The sequence below is a fragment of the Burkholderia sp. Ac-20384 genome (genome assembly GCF_017104605.1).
Lineage (GTDB): Bacteria > Pseudomonadota > Gammaproteobacteria > Burkholderiales > Burkholderiaceae > Burkholderia > Burkholderia lata.
In genome coordinates, this window is record NZ_JAAGPE010000134.1 from 1 (window position 1) to 26406 (window position 26406).

25 protein-coding genes are annotated in these 26406 nt (G+C 68.9%); 10 read left to right on the forward strand and 15 right to left on the reverse strand.

Translation table 11 applies throughout. The annotated features are described in order from the left end of the window. On the forward strand, positions 1-534 hold a 534-nt coding region (locus tag G3O00_RS23145; RefSeq protein ID WP_206144441.1), incomplete at its 5' end, for a YbfB/YjiJ family MFS transporter. Between the two features lie 20 nt (positions 535-554). Here the strand turns inward: G3O00_RS23145 and hpaC are convergent. Further along, on the reverse strand, positions 555-1100 hold the full coding sequence (gene hpaC, locus G3O00_RS23150; RefSeq protein ID WP_039354714.1) for a 4-hydroxyphenylacetate 3-monooxygenase, reductase component: 546 nt from the start codon (positions 1098-1100) through the stop codon (positions 555-557). A 353-nt stretch (positions 1101-1453) separates the two neighbouring features. On the opposite strand from hpaC, the gene G3O00_RS23155 reads away from it, so the two are divergent. Beyond that, positions 1454-2086, forward strand: coding sequence for a response regulator (locus G3O00_RS23155; protein ID WP_011356098.1), 633 nt, complete (start codon positions 1454-1456; stop codon positions 2084-2086). 107 nt (positions 2087-2193) lie between these two features. On the opposite strand, the gene G3O00_RS23160 is transcribed toward G3O00_RS23155, so the two are convergent. The 5 genes from G3O00_RS23160 to G3O00_RS23180 form a co-directional block, all read right to left on the reverse strand. Next, positions 2194-2937 carry an SDR family oxidoreductase gene (locus G3O00_RS23160; RefSeq protein WP_011356097.1) on the reverse strand — a complete coding sequence of 248 codons (744 nt, stop codon included), beginning with the start codon at positions 2935-2937 and terminating at the stop codon, positions 2194-2196. Between the two features lie 59 nt (positions 2938-2996). Continuing rightward, positions 2997-4121, reverse strand: coding sequence for an amidase (locus G3O00_RS23165; protein ID WP_206144442.1), 1125 nt, complete (start codon positions 4119-4121; stop codon positions 2997-2999). Between the two features lie 31 nt (positions 4122-4152). Next, positions 4153-4674, reverse strand: a complete 522-nt coding sequence (locus tag G3O00_RS23170) for a nuclear transport factor 2 family protein (protein ID WP_206144443.1) — start codon at positions 4672-4674, stop codon at positions 4153-4155. 8 nt (positions 4675-4682) lie between these two features. After that, positions 4683-5060 carry a hypothetical protein gene (locus G3O00_RS23175; RefSeq protein ID WP_011356094.1) on the reverse strand — a complete coding sequence of 126 codons (378 nt, stop codon included), beginning with the start codon at positions 5058-5060 and terminating at the stop codon, positions 4683-4685. A gap of 105 nt (positions 5061-5165) precedes the next feature. Further along, positions 5166-6359, reverse strand: a complete 1194-nt coding sequence (locus G3O00_RS23180) for an acyl-CoA dehydrogenase family protein (RefSeq protein WP_011356093.1) — start codon at positions 6357-6359, stop codon at positions 5166-5168. Positions 6360-6515: 156 nt separating this feature from the next. Between G3O00_RS23180 and G3O00_RS23185 the strand changes: the two genes are divergently transcribed. Beyond that, the gene (locus G3O00_RS23185) at positions 6516-8081 is read left to right on the forward strand and encodes an ATP-binding protein (RefSeq protein ID WP_206144444.1); all 1566 of its coding nucleotides are present in this window, start codon (positions 6516-6518) and stop codon (positions 8079-8081) included. A 77-nt stretch (positions 8082-8158) separates the two neighbouring features. Here G3O00_RS23185 and G3O00_RS23190 read toward each other — a convergent pair whose 3' ends face one another. The 3 genes from G3O00_RS23190 to G3O00_RS23200 form a co-directional block, all read right to left on the reverse strand. Further along, positions 8159-8545 (reverse strand): tautomerase family protein, encoded by a 387-nt coding sequence (locus tag G3O00_RS23190; protein WP_206144445.1) that lies wholly within the window; start codon positions 8543-8545, stop codon positions 8159-8161. A gap of 237 nt (positions 8546-8782) precedes the next feature. Next, positions 8783-9286 (reverse strand): aromatic-ring-hydroxylating dioxygenase subunit beta, encoded by a 504-nt coding sequence (locus tag G3O00_RS23195; protein WP_041493642.1) that lies wholly within the window; start codon positions 9284-9286, stop codon positions 8783-8785. Then, positions 9283-10566: an aromatic ring-hydroxylating dioxygenase subunit alpha gene (locus G3O00_RS23200; RefSeq protein ID WP_174934424.1), complete on the reverse strand. Its 1284-nt coding sequence runs from the start codon at positions 10564-10566 to the stop codon at positions 9283-9285. The genes G3O00_RS23195 and G3O00_RS23200 overlap by 4 nt, the downstream gene beginning before the upstream one ends. Before the next feature lie 139 nt (positions 10567-10705). On the opposite strand from G3O00_RS23200, the gene G3O00_RS23205 reads away from it, so the two are divergent. Beyond that, a complete protein-coding gene (locus G3O00_RS23205; protein WP_011356088.1) occupies positions 10706-11626 on the forward strand; it encodes a LysR family transcriptional regulator in 921 nt (306 codons plus the stop codon). 334 nt (positions 11627-11960) lie between these two features. Here G3O00_RS23205 and G3O00_RS23210 read toward each other — a convergent pair whose 3' ends face one another. Together G3O00_RS23210 and G3O00_RS23215 are read right to left on the reverse strand one after the other, a co-directional pair. After that, positions 11961-12938 (reverse strand): PDR/VanB family oxidoreductase, encoded by a 978-nt coding sequence (locus G3O00_RS23210; protein WP_206144446.1) that lies wholly within the window; start codon positions 12936-12938, stop codon positions 11961-11963. Between the two features lie 177 nt (positions 12939-13115). After that, complete coding sequence (locus tag G3O00_RS23215) at positions 13116-14513, reverse strand: MFS transporter (RefSeq protein ID WP_206144447.1); 1398 nt, start codon at positions 14511-14513, stop codon at positions 13116-13118. 411 nt (positions 14514-14924) lie between these two features. Between G3O00_RS23215 and G3O00_RS23220 the strand changes: the two genes are divergently transcribed. Next, positions 14925-16043 carry a porin gene (locus G3O00_RS23220; RefSeq protein WP_206144448.1) on the forward strand — a complete coding sequence of 373 codons (1119 nt, stop codon included), beginning with the start codon at positions 14925-14927 and terminating at the stop codon, positions 16041-16043. Between the two features lie 50 nt (positions 16044-16093). Here G3O00_RS23220 and G3O00_RS23225 read toward each other — a convergent pair whose 3' ends face one another. Further along, positions 16094-17128 (reverse strand): LysR family transcriptional regulator, encoded by a 1035-nt coding sequence (locus G3O00_RS23225; protein WP_206144449.1) that lies wholly within the window; start codon positions 17126-17128, stop codon positions 16094-16096. Next, complete coding sequence (locus G3O00_RS23230) at positions 17125-18099, reverse strand: AraC family transcriptional regulator (protein WP_206144450.1); 975 nt, start codon at positions 18097-18099, stop codon at positions 17125-17127. Before G3O00_RS23230 ends, G3O00_RS23225 begins: the two co-directional genes overlap by 4 nt. Before the next feature lie 149 nt (positions 18100-18248). Here G3O00_RS23230 and G3O00_RS23235 point away from each other — a divergent pair, with 149 nt between their 5' ends. Together G3O00_RS23235 and G3O00_RS23240 are read left to right on the forward strand one after the other, a co-directional pair. Beyond that, a complete protein-coding gene (locus G3O00_RS23235) occupies positions 18249-19364 on the forward strand; it encodes an NAD/NADP-dependent octopine/nopaline dehydrogenase family protein (protein ID WP_206144451.1) in 1116 nt (371 codons plus the stop codon). Then, positions 19361-20371 (forward strand): 3-hydroxybutyryl-CoA dehydrogenase, encoded by a 1011-nt coding sequence (locus G3O00_RS23240; protein WP_206144452.1) that lies wholly within the window; start codon positions 19361-19363, stop codon positions 20369-20371. The genes G3O00_RS23235 and G3O00_RS23240 overlap by 4 nt, the downstream gene beginning before the upstream one ends. Positions 20372-20607: 236 nt before the next feature. Here the strand turns inward: G3O00_RS23240 and G3O00_RS23245 are convergent, their stop codons facing one another. Both G3O00_RS23245 and G3O00_RS23250 read right to left on the reverse strand, forming a co-directional pair. Next, on the reverse strand, positions 20608-21945 hold the full coding sequence (locus tag G3O00_RS23245) for an MFS transporter (RefSeq protein WP_174934440.1): 1338 nt from the start codon (positions 21943-21945) through the stop codon (positions 20608-20610). A gap of 144 nt (positions 21946-22089) precedes the next feature. Continuing rightward, positions 22090-22980, reverse strand: a complete 891-nt coding sequence (locus G3O00_RS23250; protein WP_011356079.1) for a LysR family transcriptional regulator — start codon at positions 22978-22980, stop codon at positions 22090-22092. Positions 22981-23081: 101 nt separating this feature from the next. Here G3O00_RS23250 and G3O00_RS23255 point away from each other — a divergent pair, with 101 nt between their 5' ends. The 3 genes from G3O00_RS23255 to G3O00_RS23265 all read left to right on the forward strand — a co-directional run. Continuing rightward, the gene (locus G3O00_RS23255) at positions 23082-24635 is read left to right on the forward strand and encodes an AMP-binding protein (protein WP_206144453.1); all 1554 of its coding nucleotides are present in this window, start codon (positions 23082-23084) and stop codon (positions 24633-24635) included. Between the two features lie 11 nt (positions 24636-24646). Then, the gene (locus G3O00_RS23260) at positions 24647-25834 is read left to right on the forward strand and encodes an acyl-CoA dehydrogenase family protein (protein ID WP_174934442.1); all 1188 of its coding nucleotides are present in this window, start codon (positions 24647-24649) and stop codon (positions 25832-25834) included. Further along, positions 25831-26406 (forward strand): CoA transferase (locus G3O00_RS23265; protein WP_206144454.1); only part of this gene is annotated, 576 nt, incomplete at its 3' end. The genes G3O00_RS23260 and G3O00_RS23265, both read left to right, overlap by 4 nt.

Genomic DNA, 26406 nt, shown 5'->3' on the forward strand with positions numbered 1-26406 from the left:
GCGCTGGCCGGCTACGGCCTGTTCGGCGTCGGCTATATCGGCTACATGACGTTCATCGTCGCGCTGCTGCGCGGCGCGGGGATGAGCGGTACGGTGGTCGCCGCGTTCTACGTGATGCTTGGTGTCGCGACCGTCGTGTCGGCGCGGCTGTGGTCGGGGCTGCTCGACCGGATGCGCGGCGGCCAGGCGCTCGCCGTGCTCAACGCGTTGCTCGGCATCGCGACGCTGATGCCGGCGATGTTCGTGCATCCGGTGGCCGCATTTGCGTCGGGCGTGCTGTTCGGCGCGACGTTCCTGTCGGCCGTCGCATCGACGACGGCCTTCGTGCGTCACAACCTGCCGCCCGACGGCTGGGCAAAAGGAATCAGCGCATTCACGACGGTCTTCGCATTCGGGCAGATCGCCGGGCCGGTTGCGATCGGCTGGGTGTCGGACAGCGCGGGGCTCGCGCGCGGGCTCGTGTATTCGGCGCTGACGCTGTTCGCGGGTGCGGTGCTCGCGGCCGGGCAGCGCGCATTGCGGGCCGCCGCGTAATCACGCGCGATACGCGCCTTTCATCGCACGCACGCCGTGCGCGACACGCGATGAAACGCGCGGCTGAAGTAGATCAGGCTGTCGCCGTCGTCGCGCACGCGGATCGACGTTGCCTCGATGAACATCACCGAATGCGAGCCGACTTCCTTCATGTCGGCGATCGTGCCCTGCAGGCTCGCGAGCGCGTCGCGCAGCACGGGCACGTCCTGCTCGCCGCGATCCCACACGGGCAGGTCGAAACGGCGCTCCATCGGCAGGTCGGTGAGCCCCGCGAAATGCCGCGCGAGTTGTTCGTGTTCGGCCGGCAGCACGTTGATGCAAACGTGGCGGTTGCGTTCGAAAGTCGCACGCATCGCGCTCGACCGGTTGAGGCACACGAGCAGCGTCGGCGGCGTGTCGGTGACGGAGCACACGGCGCTCGCGGTGATTCCGCAGCGGCCATGCGGCCCGGCGGTGGTGATCACGTTGACAGCCGCGCCGAGGTGGGCCATCGCTTGCCGGAAGGCCTTCTGCGCGTCGGTCGGCTCGACGCGTGCCGGTCGCTGGATATCGGTCGTGGAAGACATGGGCGCTCCTGATTGGACGAAAGCGGCGATCGCGTGGCGCTGCCGGTGCAGTGCCGGATCGCCGACGATGACCCAAGCGTACGTCGCGAAAATGCCGGCGACCATTCGCACGATTGACGATGGAGATGGCGTTCTCGCCAACGCGTCTAAAGGTTCTACCTAGATGCGCGGCGCACCGCGCGAAAAAAATCGGGATTGCGCGTTCGTGTGGCCCGTGAAGGGGTTTTCAGCGGGTTTTCGGCTCGTTATGATGTGCCGCACACCCCCAGCGAACGACGCGCGCGACGAGCCGGCACCCGGCCCCGAATGCGGTGCGTGCGATACCCATACCGATATTCAGTGAGACACCCGCGATGACGTCACCCGCACCGATCGTATACATCGTCGACGACGACAACGGCATGCGGACGTCGCTCGCGTGGCTGCTTGAATCGGTCGGCATCGCGTCCGAAGGATTCGCGAACGCGACCGATTTTCTCGCGCGCTTCGACGTGAACCTGCCCGCGTGCCTGGTGCTCGACGTGCGGATGCCGGAGAAGAGCGGCTTCGACGTGCAGGCGGAACTGAACGCGCGTGGCGCGACGCTGCCGGTGATCTTCGTCAGCGGGCACGGCGATATCCCGATGTCCGTGCGCGCGCTGCAGAACGGCGCGATCGATTTCGTCGAGAAGCCGTACAACTCGCAGCAGATGCTCGAGCGCGTGCAACGCGCGCTGCGCCTCGCGCAGCAGCGGCATGCGGTGAGCCAGCGTCACCGCGAGCTGCGCCAGCGGCTCGATGCGCTGACTGCACGCGAGAAGGAGGTGCTGCGCGGCGTGGTGGACGGCAAGGGCAGCAAGCAGATCGCGTCGGATCTGTCGATCAGCGTGAAGACCGTCGACGTGCATCGCGCGAGCATCAAGGAGAAGCTCGGCGCGACGTCGATCGCCGCGCTCGTGCGCGACGTGATGGTCGTGTGGGGCGACGACGGCGAAGCGTCGCGATAGGGCAGGTTCCCCTGTCCGGAGAAATCCGTGCTCGGGGCCGGCGCATAGGCGGCCGTTGGCGTGAACCGGCCCCGAGCGTCGCAGGAGACGTGACGAGGCCGTCGTGTTCAGCGCATGTACAACCCGCCGTTGATGTCCCAGCACGCGCCGTTCGCGAAATGCGCGTCGCCGGACGCGAGCAGCACGGCGGCATCCGCGACGAAGCCGGCCGACCCGAGCTTGCCGCCCGGCAGGCTCGCGAGCACCTGGCGCAGTTTCTCCGGCGCGACGCTTTCATACACGATCGGCAGGTCGAGCGGGCCCGGCGAGATCGCGTTGACGGTCACGCCCTGCGCGGCGAGATCGCGCGCAAATACCTTGGTCAGCGTCAGCGTGCCGCCCTTTGCGGCAGCGTAATGCGCGCCCGTCGCCGAGCCGCCGTTCTGCCCGGCGAGCGACGCGATGTTGACGATACGGCCCGCGCCGCGCGTCGCGAAGTACTGGCCGAACACCTGGCAGCCGAACAGCACGCTGCGCAGGTTCACGTCGATCACCTGGTCGAACTGCTCGGCCGTGATCTCCATCGCGGGCACGACCTTCGATGCGCCCGCGTTGTTCACGAGCACGTCGATCGTGCCCCAGCGCGCGACGAGCGCATCGCGCGCGGCTTCGAAATCGCGCTTGGACGTGACGTCGAGCGGCAGCGCGATCGCGCGTTCGCCGCTCGGGTCGAGTTCGCGTGCATGCGCCTGGATGGCGTCGGCCGCGATATCGGCCAGCGCGACGCGGTAGCCGGCCGCATGAAAACGTTCGGCGATGACGGCGCCGAGCCCGCGCGCGGCGCCGGTGACGAGGACGACTCGGTCTGACATGGTGCGTGATTCCCTGGTTCGCGAGCGCGTGCTGGATACAGCCGCGCCCGCATCGTGGTTCATGCGGCAAGTGCCGCTTCGAAGTGTGCCGCGATCGCGCAGACCTGCTCGTCCGCGCCCTTGCGCCCGACGATCTGCAGGCCGGCCTTCAGCGGCGAACCGGCCAGCGGCAGCGGCAGGCTGAGCGCCGGATGGCCGCTCAGGTTGAACGGCCGGATCAGCGACGACATCGCGATCACCGATACGCCGTCGCGTGCCTGCTGCAGCGTGATCGGCAGCGCGGGCAGCGTTGGCAATACGAGCACGTCCGCGTGTTCAAGCGCGGCATCGACTTGTGCGGTGAAGCGTGAGCGCACGGCTTCGGCTTCTTTCAATGCCGCAGGCGTGGTCGTTGCGGCCGCACGCAATCGCGCATCGAGATCGGCGCCAAGTTTGCCGGTCGCGACCAGATGGCCGCACGCACGTGACGTTTCCGCATTGATCACGGTGAGCCCCGCCGCGAATGACGCAGGCATTTCGTCGAGCACGACCGCGTGCGAACGCAGGCCCGACGCACGCACGGCCGCGTCGAGTGCGGCAGCGATTGCCGGATCGGCATCGACCGTGAGGTGCGCGACCGTGCAGCCTGCGGCAGAGGCCGCGGCTTGCACACGATCGAAGCCTGGTGCGATCGCGGTCATTACCGCAATCAGCGTGCGGATATCACGTGCAAACGGCCCGACGCAATCGAGCGTCGTCTCGACGGGCGCGACGCCGCGCCGCGACACACGGCCGAACGTCGGTTTCAGCCCGGCCACGCCGCAGCAGGCGGCCGGCCCGCGGATCGAGCCACCGGTATCGGTGCCGAGCGCCGCATCGACCGTGCCGAGCCCGACGAGCGACGCGGAACCGCTCGACGAGCCGCCCGGAATGCGCGTCGCGTCCTGCGGATTGACGGGCGTGCCCGTGTAGTCGTTGATGCCGGTCATGCCGAACGCGAGCTCGTGCATGTTCGCCTTGCCGGCGATCTGCCAGCCCGCGTCGAGCAGCAGGCGGACCACGTCCGCGTGCCGAGTGGCCGGCGGTGCATCGGCGAGCGCCCGGCTCGCCGCGCGGGTCGGATAGCCTGCGATGTCGATCGTGTCCTTGATCGCGATCGTGGGGCCGGGGCCGCCGAGCGTGAAGGTGTCGATGAAGCCTGTCATGGTCGGTATCGTGGGCAAGCGTTGAAAAGCGTCAGGACCGTGGTGCGGCGGCGAGCGGCCAGGGGCCGTCGAGCACGCGTTCGGTACGGAAATGATGGATCAGCCAGGTCGAACCGTCGCCAGCCGGCGCGAAATCGACGGTCAGCCGTGCGCCGATCAGTTCGGCCGAGCCGTCCGCGTAGCGCGACGCCTGCAGCATGATCCAGCGGCCCCGCGCGCTCGCGTTGCCGGCGCCGATCTCGATCGACTCCGACGTCAGGAAGTGCAGGTTCGCCGAGAAGTGCGGATCGGGCGGCAGGTAGCGGCCCAGCATCGCGACGATCGCGGCCGTGCCTTCGAGACGGCCGAACTTGTGCGCATACTGCGGGCCGATGCCTTCCCACACGGCATCGGGGGTGAACAGCCCGGCGAGCGACGGGCCGTCGCCGGCATCCTCGGGCACGTCGCACAGCGCCATGTAGCGCGTGATCGTCGCGCGCACCGCGCGTTCGACGTCGAGCGCCGCCAGGCGCTGCGCGAGCGCGTCGATCAGGCCGGGAGACAGGTCGGTCATCGCGCGCCTCACGCCGCGGGCTTTGCCGCCGGCGGCACCGTCAGCGCACGGCCGACCCGCGCTTCGATCTTGCCGTAGCGCCACAGGTTGTATTCGCCGACCGGCGTCGTGCGATACAGGTTGCACACGGCGACCGTCGTGTCGAAGTCGGCGACGTCGGCCATGATGTAGAAGGTCCACGGCGCGCCGTCGGCCTGGCCGACCACGAGGCGGTCGTCATCCATCACGCCGAGCACGCGCACGCCGGGCATCGCTTCGACGGCAGCCAGCATCGCGCCGTACGCCTGCCACACTTCGCCGATCTTCTCGCGCGGCAGGTCGAAGAAGTTTTGCGACACGCCACAGCAGAACAGGACGCGCAGCGGCAGCGGATTCGAATCGGACATCGTGGGTTCTCCAGAAGAATCGGTTGAGTGCACGAGCCGGCCGGCGAGAGCGCTTCGGCATCGGCGTCATGCACGTTCGGAAAAACAGCGTCGGTCAGGCGCAGGTTACAGATAGCCGGGAAACGGCGTGACGCCGGTGAACACCGCGCCGGCGCCGTCGAAGTTGCCTTCGCCGAGAAATGCGTGCTGCGTGACGACCATCGCATCGCGCAGCAGCCGCTGCAACGGGTGCGTGCGATAGATCGCCGCCGTGCCGCCGAGCCGATAGGCGCGTTCGACGACGCTCGCGCCTTCGCGTGCGATCTGCGTGGCCGCGAGCCGCAGCAGGCTGACCTGGTCGGGCGTCACCGGGTTGCCGGCGAGGATCGATTGCCACACGCCGTCGGTTGCGTCGTAGAAGAACGCGCGTGCCGAGCGCAGCTGCGCCTCGGCCTTCGCGAGTTCGATGCGGTAGTACGCGCGATCGGCGAGACGCGGTGCGCCGGTCGTCGTCTGCCGGCCGCCCGACATCCGGTTCACGACGTCGAGCGCCGCGCGTGCGAGGCCGAGGTTCACGACGGCCAGCACCTGCGCCGCATACGCGACGGTCGGATAGCGGTACAGCGGCTCGTCGACGGTCGGCTCGCCGCCGCGCACGAAGGTCCATGCTTCGGGCACGAAGCGATCGTCGACGCGCAGGTCGTGGCTGCCGGTGCCCTGCATGCCGACCACGTTCCAGTTCTCGACGATCTCGACCTGGTCGGCGCGGAACACGGCCGTGCGCGGCTTGTTCGGCGCGGCGTCCTGCGCGCCCGGCACGGCGATGCCGACGCCGAGCCAGTCGGCCCCTTTGCAGCCGCTCGCGAATTTCCACGTGCCGTTCACGCGCCAGCCGCCCGGCGCGGGCTGGGCCGGCTGCACCGGAAACAGGCCGCCCGCGAACACCTGGTCGGGGCCGCTCGCGTACAACTCGGCCTGGGTTTCGAGCGGCAGCGCGGCCAGATACACGTTCGCGGAGCCGAAGCTCGCGACCCACGCGGCCGAGCCGTCGGCGGTCGCGATCCGTTCGATCATGTCGAGGAACGCGGTCGGCGCGAGCGCATCGCCGCCGAAACGGCGCGGCGTGCCCGCGCGATAGATGCCGGCCTGCTTGAACAGCGCGATCACGTCGCGCGGCACGTGCGACAGGCGGTCGAATTCTTCGCGGCGCGCGGCGACGGTCTCGATCACGGCGTCGAGCGGCGACAGCCGGGCGGCCGGTTCGCTGGCCGCGTGGGGAGCACTCGGTGCGGTGTCGAGGGCGAGGGCGGCGTGGGGCATGGCTGTCTCCTGGGGGGCGAATGGGGTTCGATTGCTTGGGTCGCATGCGCATCGCATGACATTGCAACCAGTCTAGAAACGCCGAAAACACGCAGCAATTGGGACGAAAGGCCGTGCGACTGGTGACGTTCCGTGCCGCACTAAAGAAATCTTCAGATGCGGGCGGCGCGCGCCGGTGCTATGTTGGGTTTCCGGTCGCGCGATGCCGCGCGGCCTCATCCGAAGCCGATCATGAGTTTCCCCGACGAAGACGATTTCCACCGGCTGCTCGACGCGCTGACGACCTGCGTGCTGCTGCACGACGCGCACACCAAGGCGATCGTGTGGGCGAACCGCGCCGCGTGCATCGCGCTCGGTTTTTCCGTCGAGGAACTGCTGCCACTGAAGGCGCCGGACATGACGCGCCCCGAACCGAAATACCAGCGCGAGATTGCCGTGAGCGCATGGGACCGTGCGCTCGTCGACGGGCCGCAGGTGTACGAGTGGTGCTACCGGTCGCGCACGGGCGTCGACATGCTGTCCGAGGCAACCGCCACCTACGTGCCGCTGCGCGGGCGCGACGTCGTGATGGTGCAGTTCCGCGACATCAGCGCGGAAGAAGCGGTGCGCCAGCAGTTGCGCCGCTACGAGGCGCGGCTGCGCGAATTCATGCAGGATCTCGACGAAGGCATCGCGGTCGTCACGCCGCACGGCGGCGTGCAGTTCATCAGCGAGTCGGGCCGCCGCGTGCTCGGGCTCGCGCCCGACGAAGCGCTCGGCGAGGTGCTCGACTACTGCTCCGAGGCCGATCGCGACAGGCTCGTCGCGCAATTGCGCGATGCGCCGTCCGCGTATCCGTCCGCGCCGCAGCGCTACCGGATCGTGCGGCGCGACGGCTCGCCGTGCTGGCTGCGCATCCTGTGCCGGCAGGTCGAGATCGAGGACGATCTCGACGGGCTGCTCGTGCAGTTCCGCGACGTGAGCGACGAAGTCGCGATCGAGGACGCCCGCCGTGCCGAAGCACGCATGCTCGAACACGCGGGCCGTTACAACGCGATGGGCGAGATGGCGAGCGTGATCGCGCACGAGCTGAGCCAGCCGCTCGCGGCCGTGCGCAATTTCATCGAAGGCGCGGTGCAGCGGCTGAACGCGCGCGGCGCCATCGACGACGCGATCTGGGGGCTGCGCAGCGCGGACCGGCAGGCCGAGCATGCGGCGCTGATCATCAAGAGCGTGCGCGAATTCATCGTGAAGCGCGAGCCGGTCGTTGCGCTCGCCGACCTGCGCGACATCCTCGCGGACGTCGCGTATTTCATCGAGCTGCGCGCGAAGGAGGCCGGCGTGACGGTCACGATCGTGCAGGCCGATGTGCCGCTGCCGATCCGCTGCGAGCGCGTGCTGATCGGGCAGGTGATCCTGAATCTCGCGTTCAACGCGATCGAGGCGTTCGCCGGTTGCGAACGTGTGCCGCGCACGCTGACGCTCGGCACCGCGAATGTGGCCGGGCATGCGGAGCTGCGCGCGATCGACAACGGCCCCGGTATCGCGGTGGGCGCGCACGACCGGCTGTTCGACGGCTTCTCGTCGTCGAAGGCCGGCGGCAACGGAATCGGGCTGTCGCTGTGCAAGAGCATCGTCACGCGCCACGGTGGCCGGATTGGTGCAAGCCCGGCCGATGGCGGCGGGCTCGACTGCCGCGTGACGCTGCCGCTCGCCGGGACGAAGGCTCAGGCGAACGCATAGTCGCGGGCGAACGCTTGATGCCGCGGCCGCCCGGCGGCCGTTGTGCAAGAGCGGGCAGGCACGCGCGCAGCGCATGATCAGCGCCCGAGCGCCCGTGCGGTTTGCCCGCCGATGCCGAAATCGGTGTTCGGGATGTCCTTGATCATCACGCGGGTGGCTTGCAGCGGCGCGTCGAGCACGCTGGCGCTCGTCTCCGACAGCGCGGCGATCAGCGCGCGCTTCTGTTCATCGGTGCGGCCGGCGATCAGGATCGCGACGATCACGGGCAGCGACGGCGGCGCGCCGTCCGCGGCGCTGCGGCCGCCGAGGCCGATGTGTGTTGCGGGCAATTCGGTCAGCAGCACGCGCACCGATTCGATCGGTGCACCGATCGAATCGACGGTCGCACCGGTCAGCCGTGCGATCAGTTCGGCCTTGCGGGCGTTGTCATGGCCGGCGGGCAGGAAAACTTCGAGTGTGGGCATGGTCGTCCGGAAAGGTGAAGGTGGCCGGCTCACCGTTGCGCTGGCGATGGCGAATCGGTGGCCGCTTACAGGTGAAGGTGGCCGGCTCACCGTTGCGTTGGCGATGGCGAACCGGTGGCCGCTTACAGGTGAAGGTGGCCGGCTCACCGTTGCGTTGGCGATGGGCGAACCGGCGGCCGCTCACGGGTGAAGGTGACCGGCTCACCGTTGCGCTGGCGACGGAGAACCGGTGGCCGCTTACAGCAGGAAGCCGATCGCGCTGAGCGCTTCGGTCGAGTCGATCAGGCGCACGACCTTCTCGGCGATCCGCATCTCGCCTTCGGCGTCGACGTGCAGCTTGTGCGTGACATCGGCCGCGAACAGCGTCGCGACGCCGCGCTTGTACGCGACGACGACCTGCGCCGACTTCAGCTCGACGGTGTCGGCGCTGCCGCTTTCCAGCGTGAAGCGCGACACGGTGCGCACCGTGCGCGCCGCGTCGGTCGCCGATGCCGAATAGCCGGATACCATCCGCTGCACGCGTTTCTCGCGCATGTCCTGGTCGTCGAACACATAGTTCAGCGTGGCGGCGAAATCGGTCGTGTCGGGATCGATCGGCACCACATAGTGGCCGGCCGGATCCCACAGGTCGAGCCACGCGCGATAGTCGCGGCGGTCGAGCATCTCGGCTTCGCGCCACACGAATTCGACCGCGCGGGCGAAGGTCTGCTCGGAAAAGAGGGCGTTGCGGTCGTCCATTATTGTTGCTCCATCATCTTGCGCCATTGCTGGTAGGCCTCGCGCATGCCGGTCTCGTCGGTCGCATGTGCGGTCTTTTCGCCGTTCGCGGCGGTCGTCTCGCGGTTCAGCCCGCGATTCACGAGGATCGGCACGTCGGGGCCCGCATGCGCGCCGCGTTGTACGCGCTCCCATGCTTCCGCGTCGTCGGGGCTGCCGAAACCGAACGGGCCCTGGAAGTGCTCGTGGATGCGCAGCCGCTCGCGGTTCGCTTCGTCGGGGCCGCCGTCCATCGCGAGCGCGACGTGGCGGATCTCGGTTTCGTTCGCCGAGATCGGCCGCAGCACGCGGAAGAACGCCATCGACAGCGCGAGGTTCGGGAACAGGTTCAGGTTGAAGCCGACGCCCATCAGCGAGCGCACGATGCGGCGCACTTCTTCCGGCGAGTGGCGCTCGGCGAGCTTCGCCGCGAGCGGCGCGAAGCGCTCGGCCAGCGGTGCGCCGTCGTCCTCGTCGAGGTCGATCAGCTCGGGCATCAGCACCGCGAGGCTGTGGCCGTTGCCGAGCCCGCGGCAGAACGCGTCCTCGCTCGTCATGAAGCTCGTGATCGCGGCGGCCGTCTCGTCGTCGATCGACTTCATCCACGACTTGTGCACGACCGGGAAGTGATAGAGGTCGGTCGTGTTCTCGAGCTGGATCTTCCAGTTGCCCTTGAACTTGAACTTGTGCTCGCCGTTCGCCTTGATCGGGTAGCCGGCGCCCTGTTTCATGAACAGGTCGATCCACGGCTTCGCGCCGCCGAGGAAATCCTCGAGCGGTTCGATCGCGTCGTTGAAGCTCGCGAAGATCAGTCCCTGGTACACGCCGACGCGCAGCTTCACGAGCGGCAGGTCGCCTTTCTCGCATACGCCTTCGTAGCCGTCGCCGTACGGCAGCGCGCGCAGCGTGCCGTCGAGTGCGTACGACCAGCTGTGATACGGGCACGTGAAGCCCTTCGCGTTGCCCTTGTGCGATTCGCACACGGTCGCGCCGCGGTGGCGGCAGCGGTTCTGCAGCACGTTGATTTCGCCGGTCTTGTCGCGCACGACGATCACCGGCTGGCGGCCGATCGTCGTCGTGATGAAGTCGCCCGGGTTCGGCAGCTCGCTCTCGTGCGCGACCCAGATCCAGGTGCGGTAGAAGATGCGGTCGAGCTCGGCTTCGAACAGCGCGGGATCGTGATACATCGCGGGCGCGATGCGGTCGGGTTGCGCGAAACCATGCAACGCGCTGGTGTCGATCGTCTGGTAGGAAATGTCGCTCATCGTTGTCGTGGGGAAAGAGTCGCGAAATCGGGCCGCGCAGCGCGCGGTTTCGAGTACCCAGTCTCGTCTCCCACTACATATCCGTCAAATTGATCTAAAATTGGCCAGTCAATAAATACGGCAAATGATGGAGGCTAGGATGACATCGGTCGATCATCTCGATCTGAACCTGTTGCGCGTATTCCAGGCGATCGTCGAGGAGCGCAGCCTGACGAAGGCCGGCGAGCGGCTCGCGCTGTCGCAGCCGGCCGTCAGCTATTCGCTGGGCCGGTTGCGCACGCTGTTCGACGATCCGCTGTTCGTGCGCACACGCTCGGGCATGCAGCCGACGCCGGTCGCGCTCGAACTCGCGGGGATCGTCGGCAAGGCGCTCGACATGGTGCGCGTGGCGCTGCGCTACGCGGAGCGCTTCGATCCGGCCACCAGCACGCGCACGTTCCGGCTGTCGTTGTCGGATGCGGGCGAGATGGCGTATCTGCCGGCGATCTGCCAGGCGCTGCGCGAGCGCGCGCCGCGCGTGACGCTGAGCGTGCAGCCGCTCCCGGTCGAGGAGATCGAGGAAGCGCTGCGCGCGAGCCGGCTGGATTTCGCGATCGGCAACCTGCCGGAACTGATGCCGCGCACGCGCCACCAGGTGCTGTTCGAGGAAACCTACGTGTGCATGACAGGCCGCCGGCGCGGGGTGCCGAGCGGCACCGCGCTGAGCCTCGACCAGTTCGTGCGCGCCGCGCACGTCAACGTGAAATCGGTCGAGCACAGTCACCACGCGCTTGACGATGCGTTGCGCGCGCAAGGCGTGGGCCGCAACATCGCGCTCGAAGTGCCGCACTTCGTCGCGCTGCCGAGCGTGCTGTCGGTCACGGATCTCTATGCGACGCTGCCGAAGCGGCTCGCGCAGATCCTGAACCGCGACAACGCGTTCCGGCTTTACGACCTCCCGGTCACGCTGCCGCCCGCGCCGGTGACGATGCACTGGCACGAGCATTTCCATGAAGACGAAGGCAACGCGTGGATGCGCACGCTGCTGACTGAGCTCGTCGAGCGGTTCGACGACGCGTGATTCGTGGGGCGAGGGCAACGCACGGATGGGCGCGTTGCTGGTCGAGCTCGTCGAGCGTTTCGACGAAGTGTGATTCGCTGGGACGAGGGCGACGCGCGGATGCGCACGCTGCTGGCCGAACTCGTCGAGCGGTTCGACGACGCGTGATTCGTGGGGACGAGGGCAACGCGTGGATGCGCACGCTGCTGACTGAGCTCGTCGAGCGGTTCGACGATGCGTGATTCGTGGGGCGGGGGCAACGCGCGGATGTGCGCGTTGCCCGCCGAGTTTGTCGAGCCATTCGCCGGGGCGAGACGTCCTGAACCGGTGTCGCTCGTGCCGCGCGCGTCGGTGATCAGAGATCCAGAACGAGCACCGCCGAGCGCGCACGCGACACGCAGCAGCAGATCACCGTGTTGCTCGCGCGCTCGGCCTTGCTGAGACAGTGGTCGCGATGATCGGGCTCGCCGTCGATGACGGGCACCATGCAGGTGCCGCACACGCCTTCGCCGCATGACGTGTCGACCTCGATGCCGATGCGGGCGAGTGCGTCGACGATCGACGTGTCGGGCGTGACGCGCACCGACTGCCCGCTGCGCTGCAGGCGCACTTCGAAGCCGTCGGCGGCCGGGCCGGCGCCCGCATCGGCGGCGGCCGGTTCCGCCGCGAAGCGTTCGAGATGGATCGAATCTTCAGGCAAGCGCGTCGCGGCTGCCGCGACGACCGCATCCATGAACGGCCCCGGGCCGCACGTATAGACGTGTGCGCGCGCGTCGACCGATTCGACGCAGCGGCCCAGCTCGGCCGCGAGCGCAGCGGGCTCGATGCCGTAATGGAACGTCACGTGCGACGCGAACGGCTCGGCCGACAGTTCGGCGACGAAGGCCGCATGCTCGCGGCTGCGGGCGAAGTAGTGCAACCGGTAGCTTGCGCCGCGCTGGTGCAGCGCATACGCCATCGACAGCAGCGGCGTGATGCCGATGCCGGCCGCGATCAGCACGTGCTCGCTCGCGTCATCCGTCAGACGAAACAGGTTGCGCGGTGCGCCGATCGACAGCTCGGCGCCGACTTGCACGTCGTCGTGCAGCGAACGCGAGCCGCCGCGCGACTGCGCCTCCTTCTTCACCGCGAACAGGTAGCTGCCGCGTTCGTCGGGGTTGCCGCACAGCGAGTATTGCCGCGTGATGCCGGACGGCGCGGTGACGTCGATATGGGCGCCCGGTTCGTATGCGTCGAACGGCTGGCCGTCGACGCGCGACACCCGGAAACAGCGGATGTCCTGCGCCGCGTCGATCAGCGCGTCGATCCGGACTTGGTGGCGGTTCGCTTGCATGGGGAAATCCGTGGGGTAGGGGAAACGCGGCGCGGCAGACACCGCGCCGTCATGCGATCGAGAATAGGGATGGGCATCGCATAAATCAAATCGATTAAAAAGCGATGCCTGAATCAGCGGGATGGATGATGGTCGGGCGACCGATCGTGACCGCTCATGACCGATTGCGCCCGGTGTTCAGCGCGCGGCGATCGCGTTGCCGGCCTCGGCCGCATGCGGCGCGGCTGCCGACGCATGGCCGCGTTCGCGATCGAGGCTGCGGCGATAGTGCCGGCACCCGGCGGCGAGCAGCAGCGCGGCGAGCGTGGCGGCCGCGACGTTGACGATCGACATCGAATGACCGACCGCCGCCGGCGCGCCGAACACGCGATCGGTGAACAGCGCGACGACGGTCGTGCCGATCCCGAGTGCGATCAGGTTCGACACGAGCAGGAACAGTGCGGAGATCTGTGCGCGCATCTGGTTCGGCGCGAGCGTCTGCATCGCGGCGGTCGACGTCGGCATCGGGAACGACGCGAAGAACATCGCGACGACGAGCGTCGCGAGCGACGCGGGCAGCGAGTCGAGCTGCGTGAACAGCGTCGCGGGGATCACCATGCACGCGGCGCCGATCGCGCCGGCGCGCATCGGCGCGTCTTCGCGGCCGCGCCGCAGCAGCCAGTCGTTGAGCCAGCCGCCGCAGAACACGCCGGCCGTGTTCGCCACCAGCAGCACGATGCCGAGCGTGTAACCGGCTTCGACGGCCGTCATCCCGAAGTGGCGGATATAGAACGCGGGCGTCCAGCTCAGCAGGCAGTACAGCGTCATCGCGTAGAACGAAAAGCCGAGGTAGTGACACGAGAAAGTCGCGCGATGCGTGCCGACGAAGCGCAGCGAATCGCGCATCGACACACGCCGCACGGCGCCCGAGCGATCCTGCGCGAGCCCCTTGCGCTGCGGGTCGCGCACGGTCGCGGCGAACAGCAGCGCGACGAAGATCCCCGGCAGCCCGACGATCAGGAACGTGACCTGCCACGCATGCACCTGCCCGACCACCGGCAGCGTGAACGCGCTCGCATGCTTGAGCAGCGCGATCACGTAGCCGCCGATCAGGAACGCGACGCCGCCGCCGATGAACGAGCCGAGCGAATACACGGCGATTGCGCGCCCGAGCTTCTCCTTCGGGAAGTAGTCGGCGAGCATCGAATACGCGCCGGGCGACAGCGCGGCCTCGCCTACACCGACGCCCATCCGCGCGATGAACATCTGCACGAAATGCTGGCTGAGCCCGCATGCAGCAGTCGCGACGCTCCACAGCGCGATGCCGAGCGCGATGATCCGCGGGCGCGCGTAACGGTCGGCGAGATAGGCGACGGGCAGCCCCATCACCGCATAGAACAGCGAGAACGCGAAGCCGTTCAGCAGGCTGAACTGTGTGTCGGACAGGTGCAGATCGCGCTTGATCGGCTCGATCATCAACACGAGGACCTGGCGGTCGACGAACGAAAAGACGTACGCGAGCATGCAGATGACGACGACATACCATTCGTACGTATAGCGCTTGCCGTCGGCAGCGCGGGCCGTGGATGCGGACATGCGGATTCTCCAGGAGCGGGCGGTGGAAAAGCGCGGCAGCGGCCTTGGCGGGCCGGGCGCCGTCGCGGCGCGAAAGCGTGCGGGGGCACGTGTCGGAGACGCAGCGTAGTCGGCCAAATTCGGCCGCCATAGCCGGAGTGACAGCCGCACCACACGGGCATTTACCGACCCGGATAAAGAAAACACCAGGGTCTCGCGCGCCGGCCGCCGCGCAGCGCGCGTGCGGCGGGGCGCGCGCCCATCATGTGGCGCATCTATAAGCGTTATAGAGCGCATTGCGTCGACGTCCGAAATTGTCGTTCCTAGACTCGGCCCGTTTTTGATCGGCAGCGTTGGCCCTTCGCGGCGAACGCGCATCACACCACGCGGCGCGACGCCGAACTGCGCCGGAAACTCTACGGGACGACGACGATGAACCAACCGAACGGGCGGGCCGACCGGCTTGCCGTACCGCTTGCCGCGCTGCTTGCCTGCGCGGCGCTGCCCGCATTCGCGCAATCGAGCGTGACGCTCTACGGCCGCGTCGACACCGCGATCGAATACGCGAACGCCGGGCCGAACCACGTGACGCGCATGGGCAGCGGCAACCTGTTCGCGTCGCAGTGGGGGCTGAAGGGCGTCGAGGATCTCGGCGGCGGCTACGCGACGATCTTCAAGCTGGAGGATGGCTTCAACGCGGCAAGCGGCGCGCTGTCGAACAGCAGCGCGCTGTTCGGCCGCGAAGCGTGGGTCGGCATCACGGGGCCGTTCGGCGGCGTGCAGTTCGGCGAGCTGTACACGATCCTGCACACGACGCTCGTCACGTACAGCCTGCCGGGCCTCGGCGCGGGGCTTGCGTGGGGCAATGCCACGAACAACTTCGTCGGGCCCGCGTTCCTGCGCGTGCGCAACTCGATGCGCTACACGTCGCCGCGCTACGCGGGCTTCATGCTGCGTGCGATGGCCGCGCGCGGCACCAACGGCGCGGCCGGACAGCCGGCGACGCTCGGCGATACCTACGGCGCGGGGCTCAACTACGTGCAAGGCGGGCTGTCGGTCGACGTCGACTACATGCAGCAAAAGTTCAGCCCGGTGGCCGCGTCCTCGCTCGGCGACACGAGCCCGGCCGCGAACGGCAACTACACGCTGGGCGCGATCTCGTACGATTTCAGCGTGGTGAAGGTGGCCGCGCTGTACATGCGCCATCGCGGCGGCCCCGACGTCGCGACCGCGATCGACAGCCAGAGCGCGTATCCGCACAGCGACATCATGGAGCTGAGCGCGACGGTGCCGATCGGGCGTGCGTCCCTGTTGCTGAGCGTGGGCCACTACCGCAAGGTCGCGGACAGCGACGGCAACGCCGATTCGTACGGCATCCGCTTCGACTATCCGCTGTCGAAGCGTACTGTGCTGTACACGGGTGCCGCGATGGTGCGCAACGGCGCGCATGCGCGCTTCGTCGTCAACGGCGCGGCGGGTGGCGGCGTCGCGGTCGCCAAGCCCGGTGCGACCGCCAGCTCGATCGTCGTGGGCATGCTCACGGCGTTCTGACCGTTTCGGCCGGCCTGCGCCCGGGCGCGTACCGGTACCCGCTTGCGCCGCTATGCGCAGGCGGGCGGCTGCGGCGCGAGCCATGCGTCGAACGGCGCCAGCTCGCCGATGTTGAACAGTTCGAGCAGCAGCGCGCGCAGCCAGCGATGGCCGGGGTCGGCGTCGAAGCGCCGGTGCCAGTAAGCGTTGACGGCCCATTCGCCGGCACCGGCGATCTCGTACAGCGCGCAAGGCTGCCGCGCCGCGAACGTGATCGCGATCGTCTCCGGCAGGATCAGTGCGTAGTCGCCGTCCTGCAGCAGCGCGGGCACCACCATGAAATCGGGGAGCGCCGCGCGCACGCGCGGCATCAGCCCGTGCCGCTCCAGCAGCTGCATCGATTGCGGATGCGACGTGACCGCGACGAAGCGCAGTGTGTCGGGCGCCTCGCCATCGAGCACGTAATCGTCGGGTAGCCCGACGCGCTGCGCGGTTCGGCGCGGCATCAGCAGCACGCAGCGCTCGTGCAGCAGCGCGGCGCGCTGGAAGTGGCTCGACGCATCGGCGAAATGCCCGAGCGCGAAGTCGATCCGTCCTGATTCGAGCGCGACGTTGAGCTGGCACTCGTCGACGTGCAGCGTTTCGATCACGGCACCCGGTGCGCGGCGGTCGAATGCGGCGAGCAGCGTCGGCAGGAACGCGCTCGCCGCGAAATCGCTCATGTGCAGGCGGAACACGCGCTGCGTGCTGTCGGGCGTGAAGCGCGAGCCTTCGTCGAGCACGTCCTGCAGGATCGCGAGCGCCTTGTCGACCGACACCGCGAGCCGCTGCGCGCGCGGCGTCGGCTCGACGCCGGTGCCGGTGCGCACGAACAGCGCGTCGCGGAACATCAGCCGCAGCCGGCCGAGCGCATAGCTGACGGACGGCTGCGTGACGCCGAGCCGCAGCGCCGCACGGCCGACGTGCCGTTCCTCATAGACCGCGCGAAACGTCTTCAGCAAGTTGAGATCGAGATCCTGCACGCGCAGTTCGGACGGATCGTTGTCGTGCGGCGCGGATTCGACGCGGGCCGGGGCCGCCGGGCGGCCGGTTGCGGAGTGCGTCATCGGGGTTGCCTCGCGGTGACGGAAGGCGCGTGGCCGTAACGCCGCGCATACGCCTTCGCGAAATGGCCGAAGCCATGGATGCCGTGTGCGATCAGCACGTCGGTCACGCTGCGCGCATCGCCGCGCTGCAGCGTCGCGTGCACGGCGGCGAGCCGGCGATCGCGCACGTAGGCGGCCGGCGTGGTGTGCAGGAACGCGCGGAACGCGTGCTGCAACGTGCGCGGCGCGACGCCCGCGACCGCCGCCAGCGCGGCGAGTGCGAGCGGTTCGCCGAGGTGCGCGTCGACGTGATCGCACGCACGACGCACGTGCACCGGTAGCGGCGGCGTGCCGCGCGCGAGCGCATCGCTGTACGAATGCGGCAGGTGCGTGAGCAGCAGCGACATCAGCCACGCGGTGAGGTCGGCGCCGAAGGTCGTCGCGGCCGCGCTGATGCCCGGTTGCGCGCCGAGCCGGCACAGGTATTCGAAAGTCGGCAGCAGCAGCGCGGCACCCGCACCGGCGCCGCCGGCCGCGAGATCGAACTGCAGCGGCTGCGTGAGCGTGGCCTGCAGCATGTCCTGCAGCTTGCGTTCGAGCGCGCCGCGTTCGAGCCGCAGCACGAGGTTGCGGCAATCGGGGCTCGTGCTCAGGCGGCTCGCGAGCGCGGGCGACGACACGGTCAGCTCGCCGGGGCTGGCGCGCGCGACGACGCTGCCGGCCTGCAGCTCGCATGCGCCGGCGAGCGTCAGCCTGAACAGGAAGTGTTCGGCGTCGTCGCCGAAATCGATGCGCGTTTCGCGGCCATAGCAGAGTTCGAGCAGCGCGCCGTGATGCAGCGGCACTTCGTACAGCTCCGCATGAAACGGATCGCGGCCGCGCGCGGCCATCCGGTGCGGCCCGAGACGGTGCGCGACCGCACGTTCGACTTCGTCGGGGGCGTGCAGCGTGCCGAGCCGGTTCGGCGCATGGCGGGACAGGGCGATATCCATTGACGGACCTCGTAGCGGATGCGGGGGCGCGGCGGCATGCGCATCGCCGCGATTGCGTTGCGCGAACGGGCGTGCCGTTGCGCGTTTTGAAGCGACGCGGCGGGGGCGGCCGCGTAGTCTCGGAGACACTCAATCACCGGGAGAAGACGATGAAGGTATGTGTTCTGGGCGGCGGCCACGGCTGCCATGCGGCGGCGATCGACCTGCTCGAGAAGGGCCACGACGTGACGTGGTGGCGGCGCGACCGCGAGCCGCATGCGCGGTTGCGCGAGCTCGGCGTGCTGAACGTGACCGACTATCGCGGCAAGCGCGCGGTGCCGCTCGGCGATGCGCCCGGTGCGATCCGCCTGACCGGCGATCTCGCGGCCGCGCTGCGCGGTGCGCAACTCGTCGTGGTGCCGCTGCCGGCCACGTCGCACGACGCGCTCGCCGCGCAGGTTGCGCCGCTGCTGGAGGACGGCCAGGTCGTGTTCCTGCCGCCCGGCACGTTCGGCAGCTTCGTGTTCGCGCAGGCGGCGGCCGACGCCGGTAACCGTTCGCGCGTCGCATTCGCCGAGACGGGCACGCTGCCGTACCTGGTGCGCAAGCATGGCGACAACGACGTCGTGATCAGCGCGTACGCGACGCGCTTGCCGACCGGTGTATTGCCGGCGAATGCGGCAGGCTGGGCGTTCGACGTGCTGCGTGCGGGCTATCCGTCGGTCGAGCCGGTCGAGGATGCGTTGTCCGGCGCGCTGATGAACGCGGGGCCCGTGATCCATCCGCCGCTGATCCTGATGAACGCCGGGCCGCTCGAACACTTCGACGCATGGGACATCCACAACGAAGGCACGCAGCCGTCGATCCGCCGCGTGACGAACGCGCTCGACGCCGAACGCATCGCGGTGCGTGAAGCGCTCGGCTACCGTGCGCCGCATTTCCCGCTTGCGGATCACTACGCGGCGGAAGGCGACGAATGGATGTACGGGCGCGGCGCGCACGGCAAGCTGACCGATAGCGGCGACTGGCGCGAGAAGATCGATCTGCGGTCCCATCGCTACATGCTCGAAGACACCCGGCTCGGGCTGTCGTTCATCGTGTCGTGCGGGCGCTGGGCCGGTGTGCCGACGCCGGTTGCGCAAGGGCTGCTGAGCATCGCGAGCGCGGTTGCGGTACGCGACCTGTATGCGGAAGGCCGCACGCTGGAGCGGCTCGGGATCGCGGCGCTGTCGAAGGACACGATGCGTGCGCTGCTCGACCAGGGTGTCGCAGGAGGTGCAGCATGAGCACGGCCGCCGAAGTGACACGCGTGCACGTGCTTGGCGCGGGGCGCATGGGGCAGGGGATCGCACTCGTGTTCGCCTTTGCCGGGATCGACGTGACGCTGATCGACTTCAAGCGGCGCGATGCGGCTGGCCAAAGCGCGTTCGACGATCGTACGCGTGACGAGATTGCCAGGCCGCTTCACGCGCAGGTTGCGCTCGGCCGCATCGATGCCGCGCAGGCGGATGCGGTCGTCGCACGCATCGCGATCGTTGCGCGTGGCGGTGCTGCGGAAGCGGTGCGCGATGCAGACATCGTGTTCGAGGCACTTCCCGAGGTGCTCGACGCAAAGGCCGACGCATTGCGCTGGCTCGGCGAGCATGTCGATGCGCACGCAACGATTGCGTCGACCACGTCGACGTTCGTCGTCACCGAATTGCAGCGCCATGTCGTGCGCCCCGAACGGATGCTGAACGCGCACTGGCTGAACCCGGCGTTGCTGATGCCGCTCGTCGAGATCAGCCGCAGCGACGCAACCGACCAGTCGGTGGTCGATGCGCTCGCCGCGCTGCTCGAACGCGTCGGCAAGAAGCCGGTGATCTGCGGGCCGGCGCCCGGCTACATCGTCCCGCGCATCCAGGCGCTCGCGATGAACGAGGCCGCGCGGATGGTCGAGGAAGGCGTCGCGAGCGCAGAGGATATCGACACGGCCATCCGCACCGGTTTCGGCCCGCGCTTCGCGGTGCTCGGGCTGCTCGAATTCATCGACTGGGGCGGCTGCGACATCCTGTACTACGCGTCGAAGTACCTGGCCGGCGAGATCGGCCCGCGTTTCGCGCCGGCCGCGAGCGTCGTGCGCAACATGGAAACCGGGCGTGATGGCGTACGCACGGGTGCCGGCTTCCACGACTATGCAAACGTCGACGTGCCCGCGTACATGCGGCAGCGGCTCGGCGAGTTTGCGCGATTGCTCGATCACCTGGGATTGGCGCCGGTGTTCGACGGCGGGCGGCGCGACTGGGACGCGTAGCCCGGCCGTCACGGCCGCGTGCGTTCGCGGTGCCGCACAAGTGTGCATGTGGCACCGTGAACCGGCGTGTTGCGCACCCGTCAGCGAGGGCAAAGGCACGGCCGTCGCGGCCGCGTGCGTTCGCGGTGCCGCGCAAGTGTGCATGTGGCGCCGTGAGCCGGTGTGTTGCTCACCCGGCGGCAAGGGCAACGGTAAAGGCAAGTGCACGGACATGGTGGCCGGCGCGGGCCACACGCTCATGCCGTATCGCCGCGCGTATCGGCGGCCGGTGCGGCACGCGTCTCGCGCATCACGCACAGCGTCGCGACGGTCACGAGCCCGAGCGCAATGAGGAACAGCGAAACGGGCCACGACGCGTGATAGTGCGCGAGCAGCGCGGTCGCGATCAGCGGCGACATCCCGCCCGCGAAGATCGACGCGACCTCATGCCCGAGCGCGACGCCCGAGTAACGCACCTCGGTGCTGAACAGCTCGCCGACGAGCGCGGGCAGCGTGCCGATCATCGCGCCGTGGCTCACCGCCGTGCCAACCGTGAGCGCGAGCCACACGAGCGGCGTCACGCGCGTATCGAGCAGCCAGAAGAACGGGAACGCGCACGCGACGAGGCTCAGCGCGCCGATCAGGTACACGGGCTTGCGGCCGATCCGGTCGGACAGCCGGCCCCACGCGAGCATCGCGCCCATCTCGACGATCATCGCGATCATCACGCCGGTCAGCATCACGCCGTTCGGGATGCCGACGTATTTGCCGTAGACGAGCGAGAACGCGAGGAAGATGTATGCGCCGCCGTTCTCGGCCACGCGCAGCCCCATCGCGAGCAGGATTTCCTTCGGATGGCGACGGATGCATTCGACGATCGGCAGGTGGGTGTGCGCGCCGCGCTTGCCGGCCTGCTCGAAGTCGCGGCTTTCCGGCAGATGGCGGCGGATATAGATGCCGATCGCGAAGATGACGATGCTAGCGAGGAACGGCAGCCGCCAGCCCCACGTGCGGAACGCGTCGTCGGGCAGCGCCTGCGCGGCGAGAAACGCGGCCGACGACAGCACGAAGCCGCCGCCCACGCCGAGCTGGCTCCACGCAGCGTAGTAGCCGCGTTGTTCCGGCGGCGCGTTCTCGCTGATCATCAGTACGCCGCCGCCCCATTCGCCGCCGGACGCAACGCCTTGCAGCAGGCGCAGCGCGACGAGTGCGGCCGGCGCCCACACGCCGACCTGCGCATAAGTTGGCAGCAGGCCGATTGCGAAGGTCGATGCGCCCATGATCAGCAGCGTCCACACGAGCGACGCCTTGCGTCCGTAGCGATCGCCGACGTGGCCGAACACGATCCCGCCGAGCGGCCGCGCGACGAAGCCGAGCGCGAAGGCCGCGAACGCGGCGAGACTGCCAGCCAATGGCGACGCGCCAGGCGGAAAGAACACATGGCCGAACACGAGCGCCGCGGCCGTGCCGTACACGAAAAAGTCGTACCACTCCATCGCGTTGCCGGCGACGGAGGCGATGACGATCCGGCGCAGTTGCCGGTCGGCGAGCGGCCGGGCGGCGCTCGGGGATTGCACGGTGTCGGTCGGGTACATGGCGGACTCTGAAGGGGAGGCGGGCGCGTGCCGTCTGTGCAGCACTGCGGGCTAGTGTTGTCGGCACCGTGCCCCCGGTCAAATCCGCAGAAAAAGGGGAGGGTCATCACTCCCGCAAATGATGGTCGCGCCGCTTCCCCGCGCCTACCCCACGCTTTCCCGCAGCAGCGCGATCATCCGCTGCGCCAGCGGCGGCACGTACGCGCCGGCCCGGTGCATGGCGCCGATCCGCCGGTCGAGTTCGAGCTCGCCGGCCCGCAGGTCGAGCGCGCGCAGCCCGGTCACCTGGTCGAGCGCATCCGTGCCGCCGACACACAGCAGCGGCGTGCCGCGCAACAGCTGCAGCAGCGACGTATTGCCGAAGTCCGTCTCGATGCGCAGGCGCGGCGCGGGCAAGCCGCGTGCGCGGAACGCGTCGTCGATCCGGTGCCGCACGGGAATCGTCGCTTCCGGCAGCAGCCATTCCTGATCGGCGAGATCCGCGAGCGTGAGCCCGCGCTTGCGCTGCAGCGGGTGCGCGGCGTCGGCGAGCACGGTCAGCCGGTCGTCGAACAGCGCGATGGTGTCGAGGCCGGCATCCTGCTGCTGCGGCTCGGGCGCGATGACGAGATCGAGCTCGCCGGCCGCGAGCAGGTCGAGCAGTTCGCGCGCGAGCCGGCAGCGCAGCCGCAGCCGCGCGGCCGGCCGTTCGCGGATCAACTGCCGGCACGCACCGAGCACGAACGCGTTGGGCACGGTCGGCGAGTAGCCGATCCGCACTACGCCCTGTTCGCCGCCGCGGATCGCGCGCATCTCCTGCATCGCATCGTCGAACTCGAGCGCGATCCGCTGCGCGCGCGCGACGAAGCGTGCGCCGGCCGGCGTCGGCGTCATCCCGTTCGCGGTGCGCTCGAACAGCGTCACGCCGACTTGCGCCTCCAGCCGCTGCACGGCTTTCGTGAGCGCCGGCTGCGACAGCCCCAGCGCCTCGGCAGCCTTGCCGATGCTGCCGTGCCGCTCGACGGCCAGCAGGTACTCCAGATCGCGCGTGTCCATCGGGGGATTCCTGTCGGTTATGACTTTATATCCGGTGATGCATTGTGGTGATGCCTGGGCATCTTACAGACTGGCGGCACTGTTCGACCAGGAGAATCGTTTTGAGCTTCGCCTACTTCCTGCGGCGCGCGGCCCGCTACTGGGGCAGCCAGCCCGCCGTGATCCACCGCGACCGCGCCGTCACCTACCGTCAGCTCGACGAGCGCTCGACCCGGCTCGCGAATGCGCTGCGCGGCCTCGGCTTCGCGCCCGGCACCCGCATCGCCGTGCAGGCGCGCAACTGCATCGAGCTCGTCGAGATCGAATGCGCGCTGTACAAGGCCGGCCTCGTGAAAGCCGCGCTGAATCCGCGCTTCACGGCCGCCGAGGCCGCCGACGTCGTCGGCAACTGCGCACCCGCCGCATTCATCGGCGGGCGCGGCTACACGGATTACACGCCCGATTCGCCGGGCTTTTCGTCGGTCGAGCGGTTCGTGTCGATCGGCGGCGCGGTGGCCGGCTATCTCGACTACGACACGCTGGTCGCGAAGGGCAGCGATACGCCGCCCGACTACCAGCCGGCGCCGGACGATCTCGCCGTGCTGCATTTCTCGTCCGGCTCGACGGGGCGCATCAAGGCCGCGATGCAGAGCTACGGCAACCGGCTCGCGTCGCTGCGCAAGATCGTGCTGGGAATGGACCGCCCCGCGCAGCCCGGCGACCGGCTCGCGCTGATCGGCCCGATCACGCACGCGTCCGGGATGCTGATGCAGCCGTACCTGTTCTGCGGTGCGACGCTCGTGCTGTTCGACGCGTTCGAGCCCGCGCATTTCCTCGCCGACGTTGCGCGCCAGCGCATCACGCACACGTTCATGGTGCCGGCGATGGTCAACATGCTGCTGAACGCACCGGAGCTCGCGCAGGCCGACCTGCGCAGCCTGAAGGTGCTCGGCTACGGCGCGGCGCCGATGGCGCCGGCGCGCATCGAGGAAGCGTGGGCGCGCATCGGCCCCGTGCTGTCGCAAGGCTATGGCGCGAGCGAATCGACGTCCGGCGTCACGCGGCTCGGCATCGCCGACCACGCGCACGCGCTGCTGCATGACCGCGAACGCCTCGCGTCGTGCGGCCGGCCGCTCGGCGAGACCGAGGTGCGGGTGGTCGATGCCGACGGGCGCGAAGTCGAAGGCGATGCGATCGGCGAGATCGTGATTCGCGGCGCGGACGTGTTCCAGGGCTACTGGAATGCGCCGGACCTGACGCGCGAGGTGCTGGTCGACGGCTGGCTGCACACGGGCGACCTCGCGCGCACCGATCGCGACGGCTTCATCTATCTGGTCGACCGCAAGCACGACATGATCATTTCGGGCGGCTTCAACGTGTATCCGACCGAAGTCGAAGCGGCGCTCTACCGGCACGAAAGCGTGCTCGAGGCCTGCGTGGTCGGCGTGCCCGACGACAAGTGGGGCGAAGCCGTGAAGGCCGTGGTCGTGCTGCGTGCCGGCCGTGACGCGCAGGTGAACGATCTGGTCGCGCATTGCCGCGCGCAACTCGCCGACTACAAGCTGCCGCGCTCCATCGATTTCGTCGCCGAGCTGCCGAAGAACGCGAACGGCAAGATCGCCCGCAAGCTCGTGCGCGAGCAGTACTGGCGCGGTGTCGCGCGCCGCGTCAACTGAAGGAGCCTGTCATGTTCGATCATCTGCAACGCCCTGAATTCGTCGCGCTGCGCGCGGCCGTGCTGCGCTTCGTCGACGACGAACTGCGCCCGATCGAGCGCGAGCTGCGGCTCGACTCGGAAGACGTGTGGCCGCGCGACGTGCTGCGCCGCGTCTGGCAACGCTCGGCCGCGCTCGGCTTCTATACCGCGAGCCTGCCCGTCGAGATCGGCGGGCAGGGGCTGTCGATCGCCGAGGTGTGTGCGCTGAAGGCCGACCTCGCCGCGAGCGGCGCGGCGCTTGCGCCGCACGTGCTCGGCGAACTCGGCGGGCCGCCGCGCGTCGGCAACATGCTGAAGTACGCGACGCCCGCGCAGCTCGATCGCTATTTCAAGCCGGTGATGCGTGGCGAGAAATCGACGTGCTTCGCGCTGACCGAACCGCACTCGGGCTCGGATGCGATGAGCATCCGCACCACGGCGGTCGAGGATGGCGATGCACTTGTGATCAACGGCACGAAGCACTACATCAGCGGCGCGCCGTTCGCCGATTTCGCGATCGTGATGTGCGTGACCGATGCGTCCGCGACGCCGCCGCAGATTACGGCCGTGCTGGTCGATCTCGACTTGCCCGGCGTGAGCGTCGAGCACGAATACGTGCCGATGTCCGGCCAGCATATCGACGCGGACATCCGTTTCGTCGACGTGCGCGTGCCGCGCGAGAACGTGTTCGGCGGGCTCGGCAACGGCTTCCGGCTCGGCATGTCGCGCATCAACGTGAACCGGCTGCTGCATTGCCCGACGATGCTCGGCCTCGCGATGTCGGCGTACCGCGCGTCGCTCGATTACGCGCGCACGCGCCGGCAGTTCGGCGGACCGATCGCGCGATTCCAGGCGATCCAGCACATGCTGGCCGACATGGCCGCCGCGCTGTGGGCATGCGAAAGCATGATCGCGCATACGGCCGCGCTCGCCGATGCGGGCGCCGACCTGCGGATGACGGCAGCCGCCTGCAAGCTGTATGTATCGGAGCGCTGCTTCGAGGTCGCGGACAAGGCCGTGCAGATCCACGGCAACGTCGGCGTCACGCGCGGCCATCCGGTCGAGCAGACGTTCCGCAAGCTGCGGATGTTCCGGATCCTGACGGGCACCAGCGAGATCCAGCGCAACACGATCGCGAAGGCGATTCTCGAACCGGCCGGCGCGGGAGGCGGCGCATGACGGCGCCCGACGACGCACGCGGCGCGTGGCCCGCCGCCGCTGGCGACGCACCGGCCTGGTCGTGTCTGCGCGGCGTGCGGATCGTCGATGCCGGCCAACTGCTGCCCGGGCCGCATGCGTGCGCATTGCTGCGCCAGCTCGGCGCCGACGTGATCAAGGTCGAGCCGCCGGGCGGCGACGCGTTGCGGCAGTTCGGCTCCGACACGTTCGCGCAGTTCAACCGCGGCAAGCGCTCGATCGTGCTCGACCTGAAGACGCCCGACGGCCGCGCACGCTTTCTCGATCTCGTGCGCGAGGCCGATGCGGTGGTCGAAGGCAACCGGCCCGGCGTGATGGCGCGGCTCGGGCTCGGCTACGACGTGCTGGCGCACGCGAACCCGCGCGTCGTGCTGTGCTCGATCACCGGCTACGGGCAGGACGGCCCGTATGCGAACCGGCCCGGCCACGACCTGAACTTCCTTGCCGATGCCGGCTACTGGTCGGTGCCCGCGCAACTGCACGACACCGTCGCACGGCCGCGCGTGCGGCTGGCCGATCACGCGGCCGCGCTGCATGCCGCGCTCGCGCTGGCG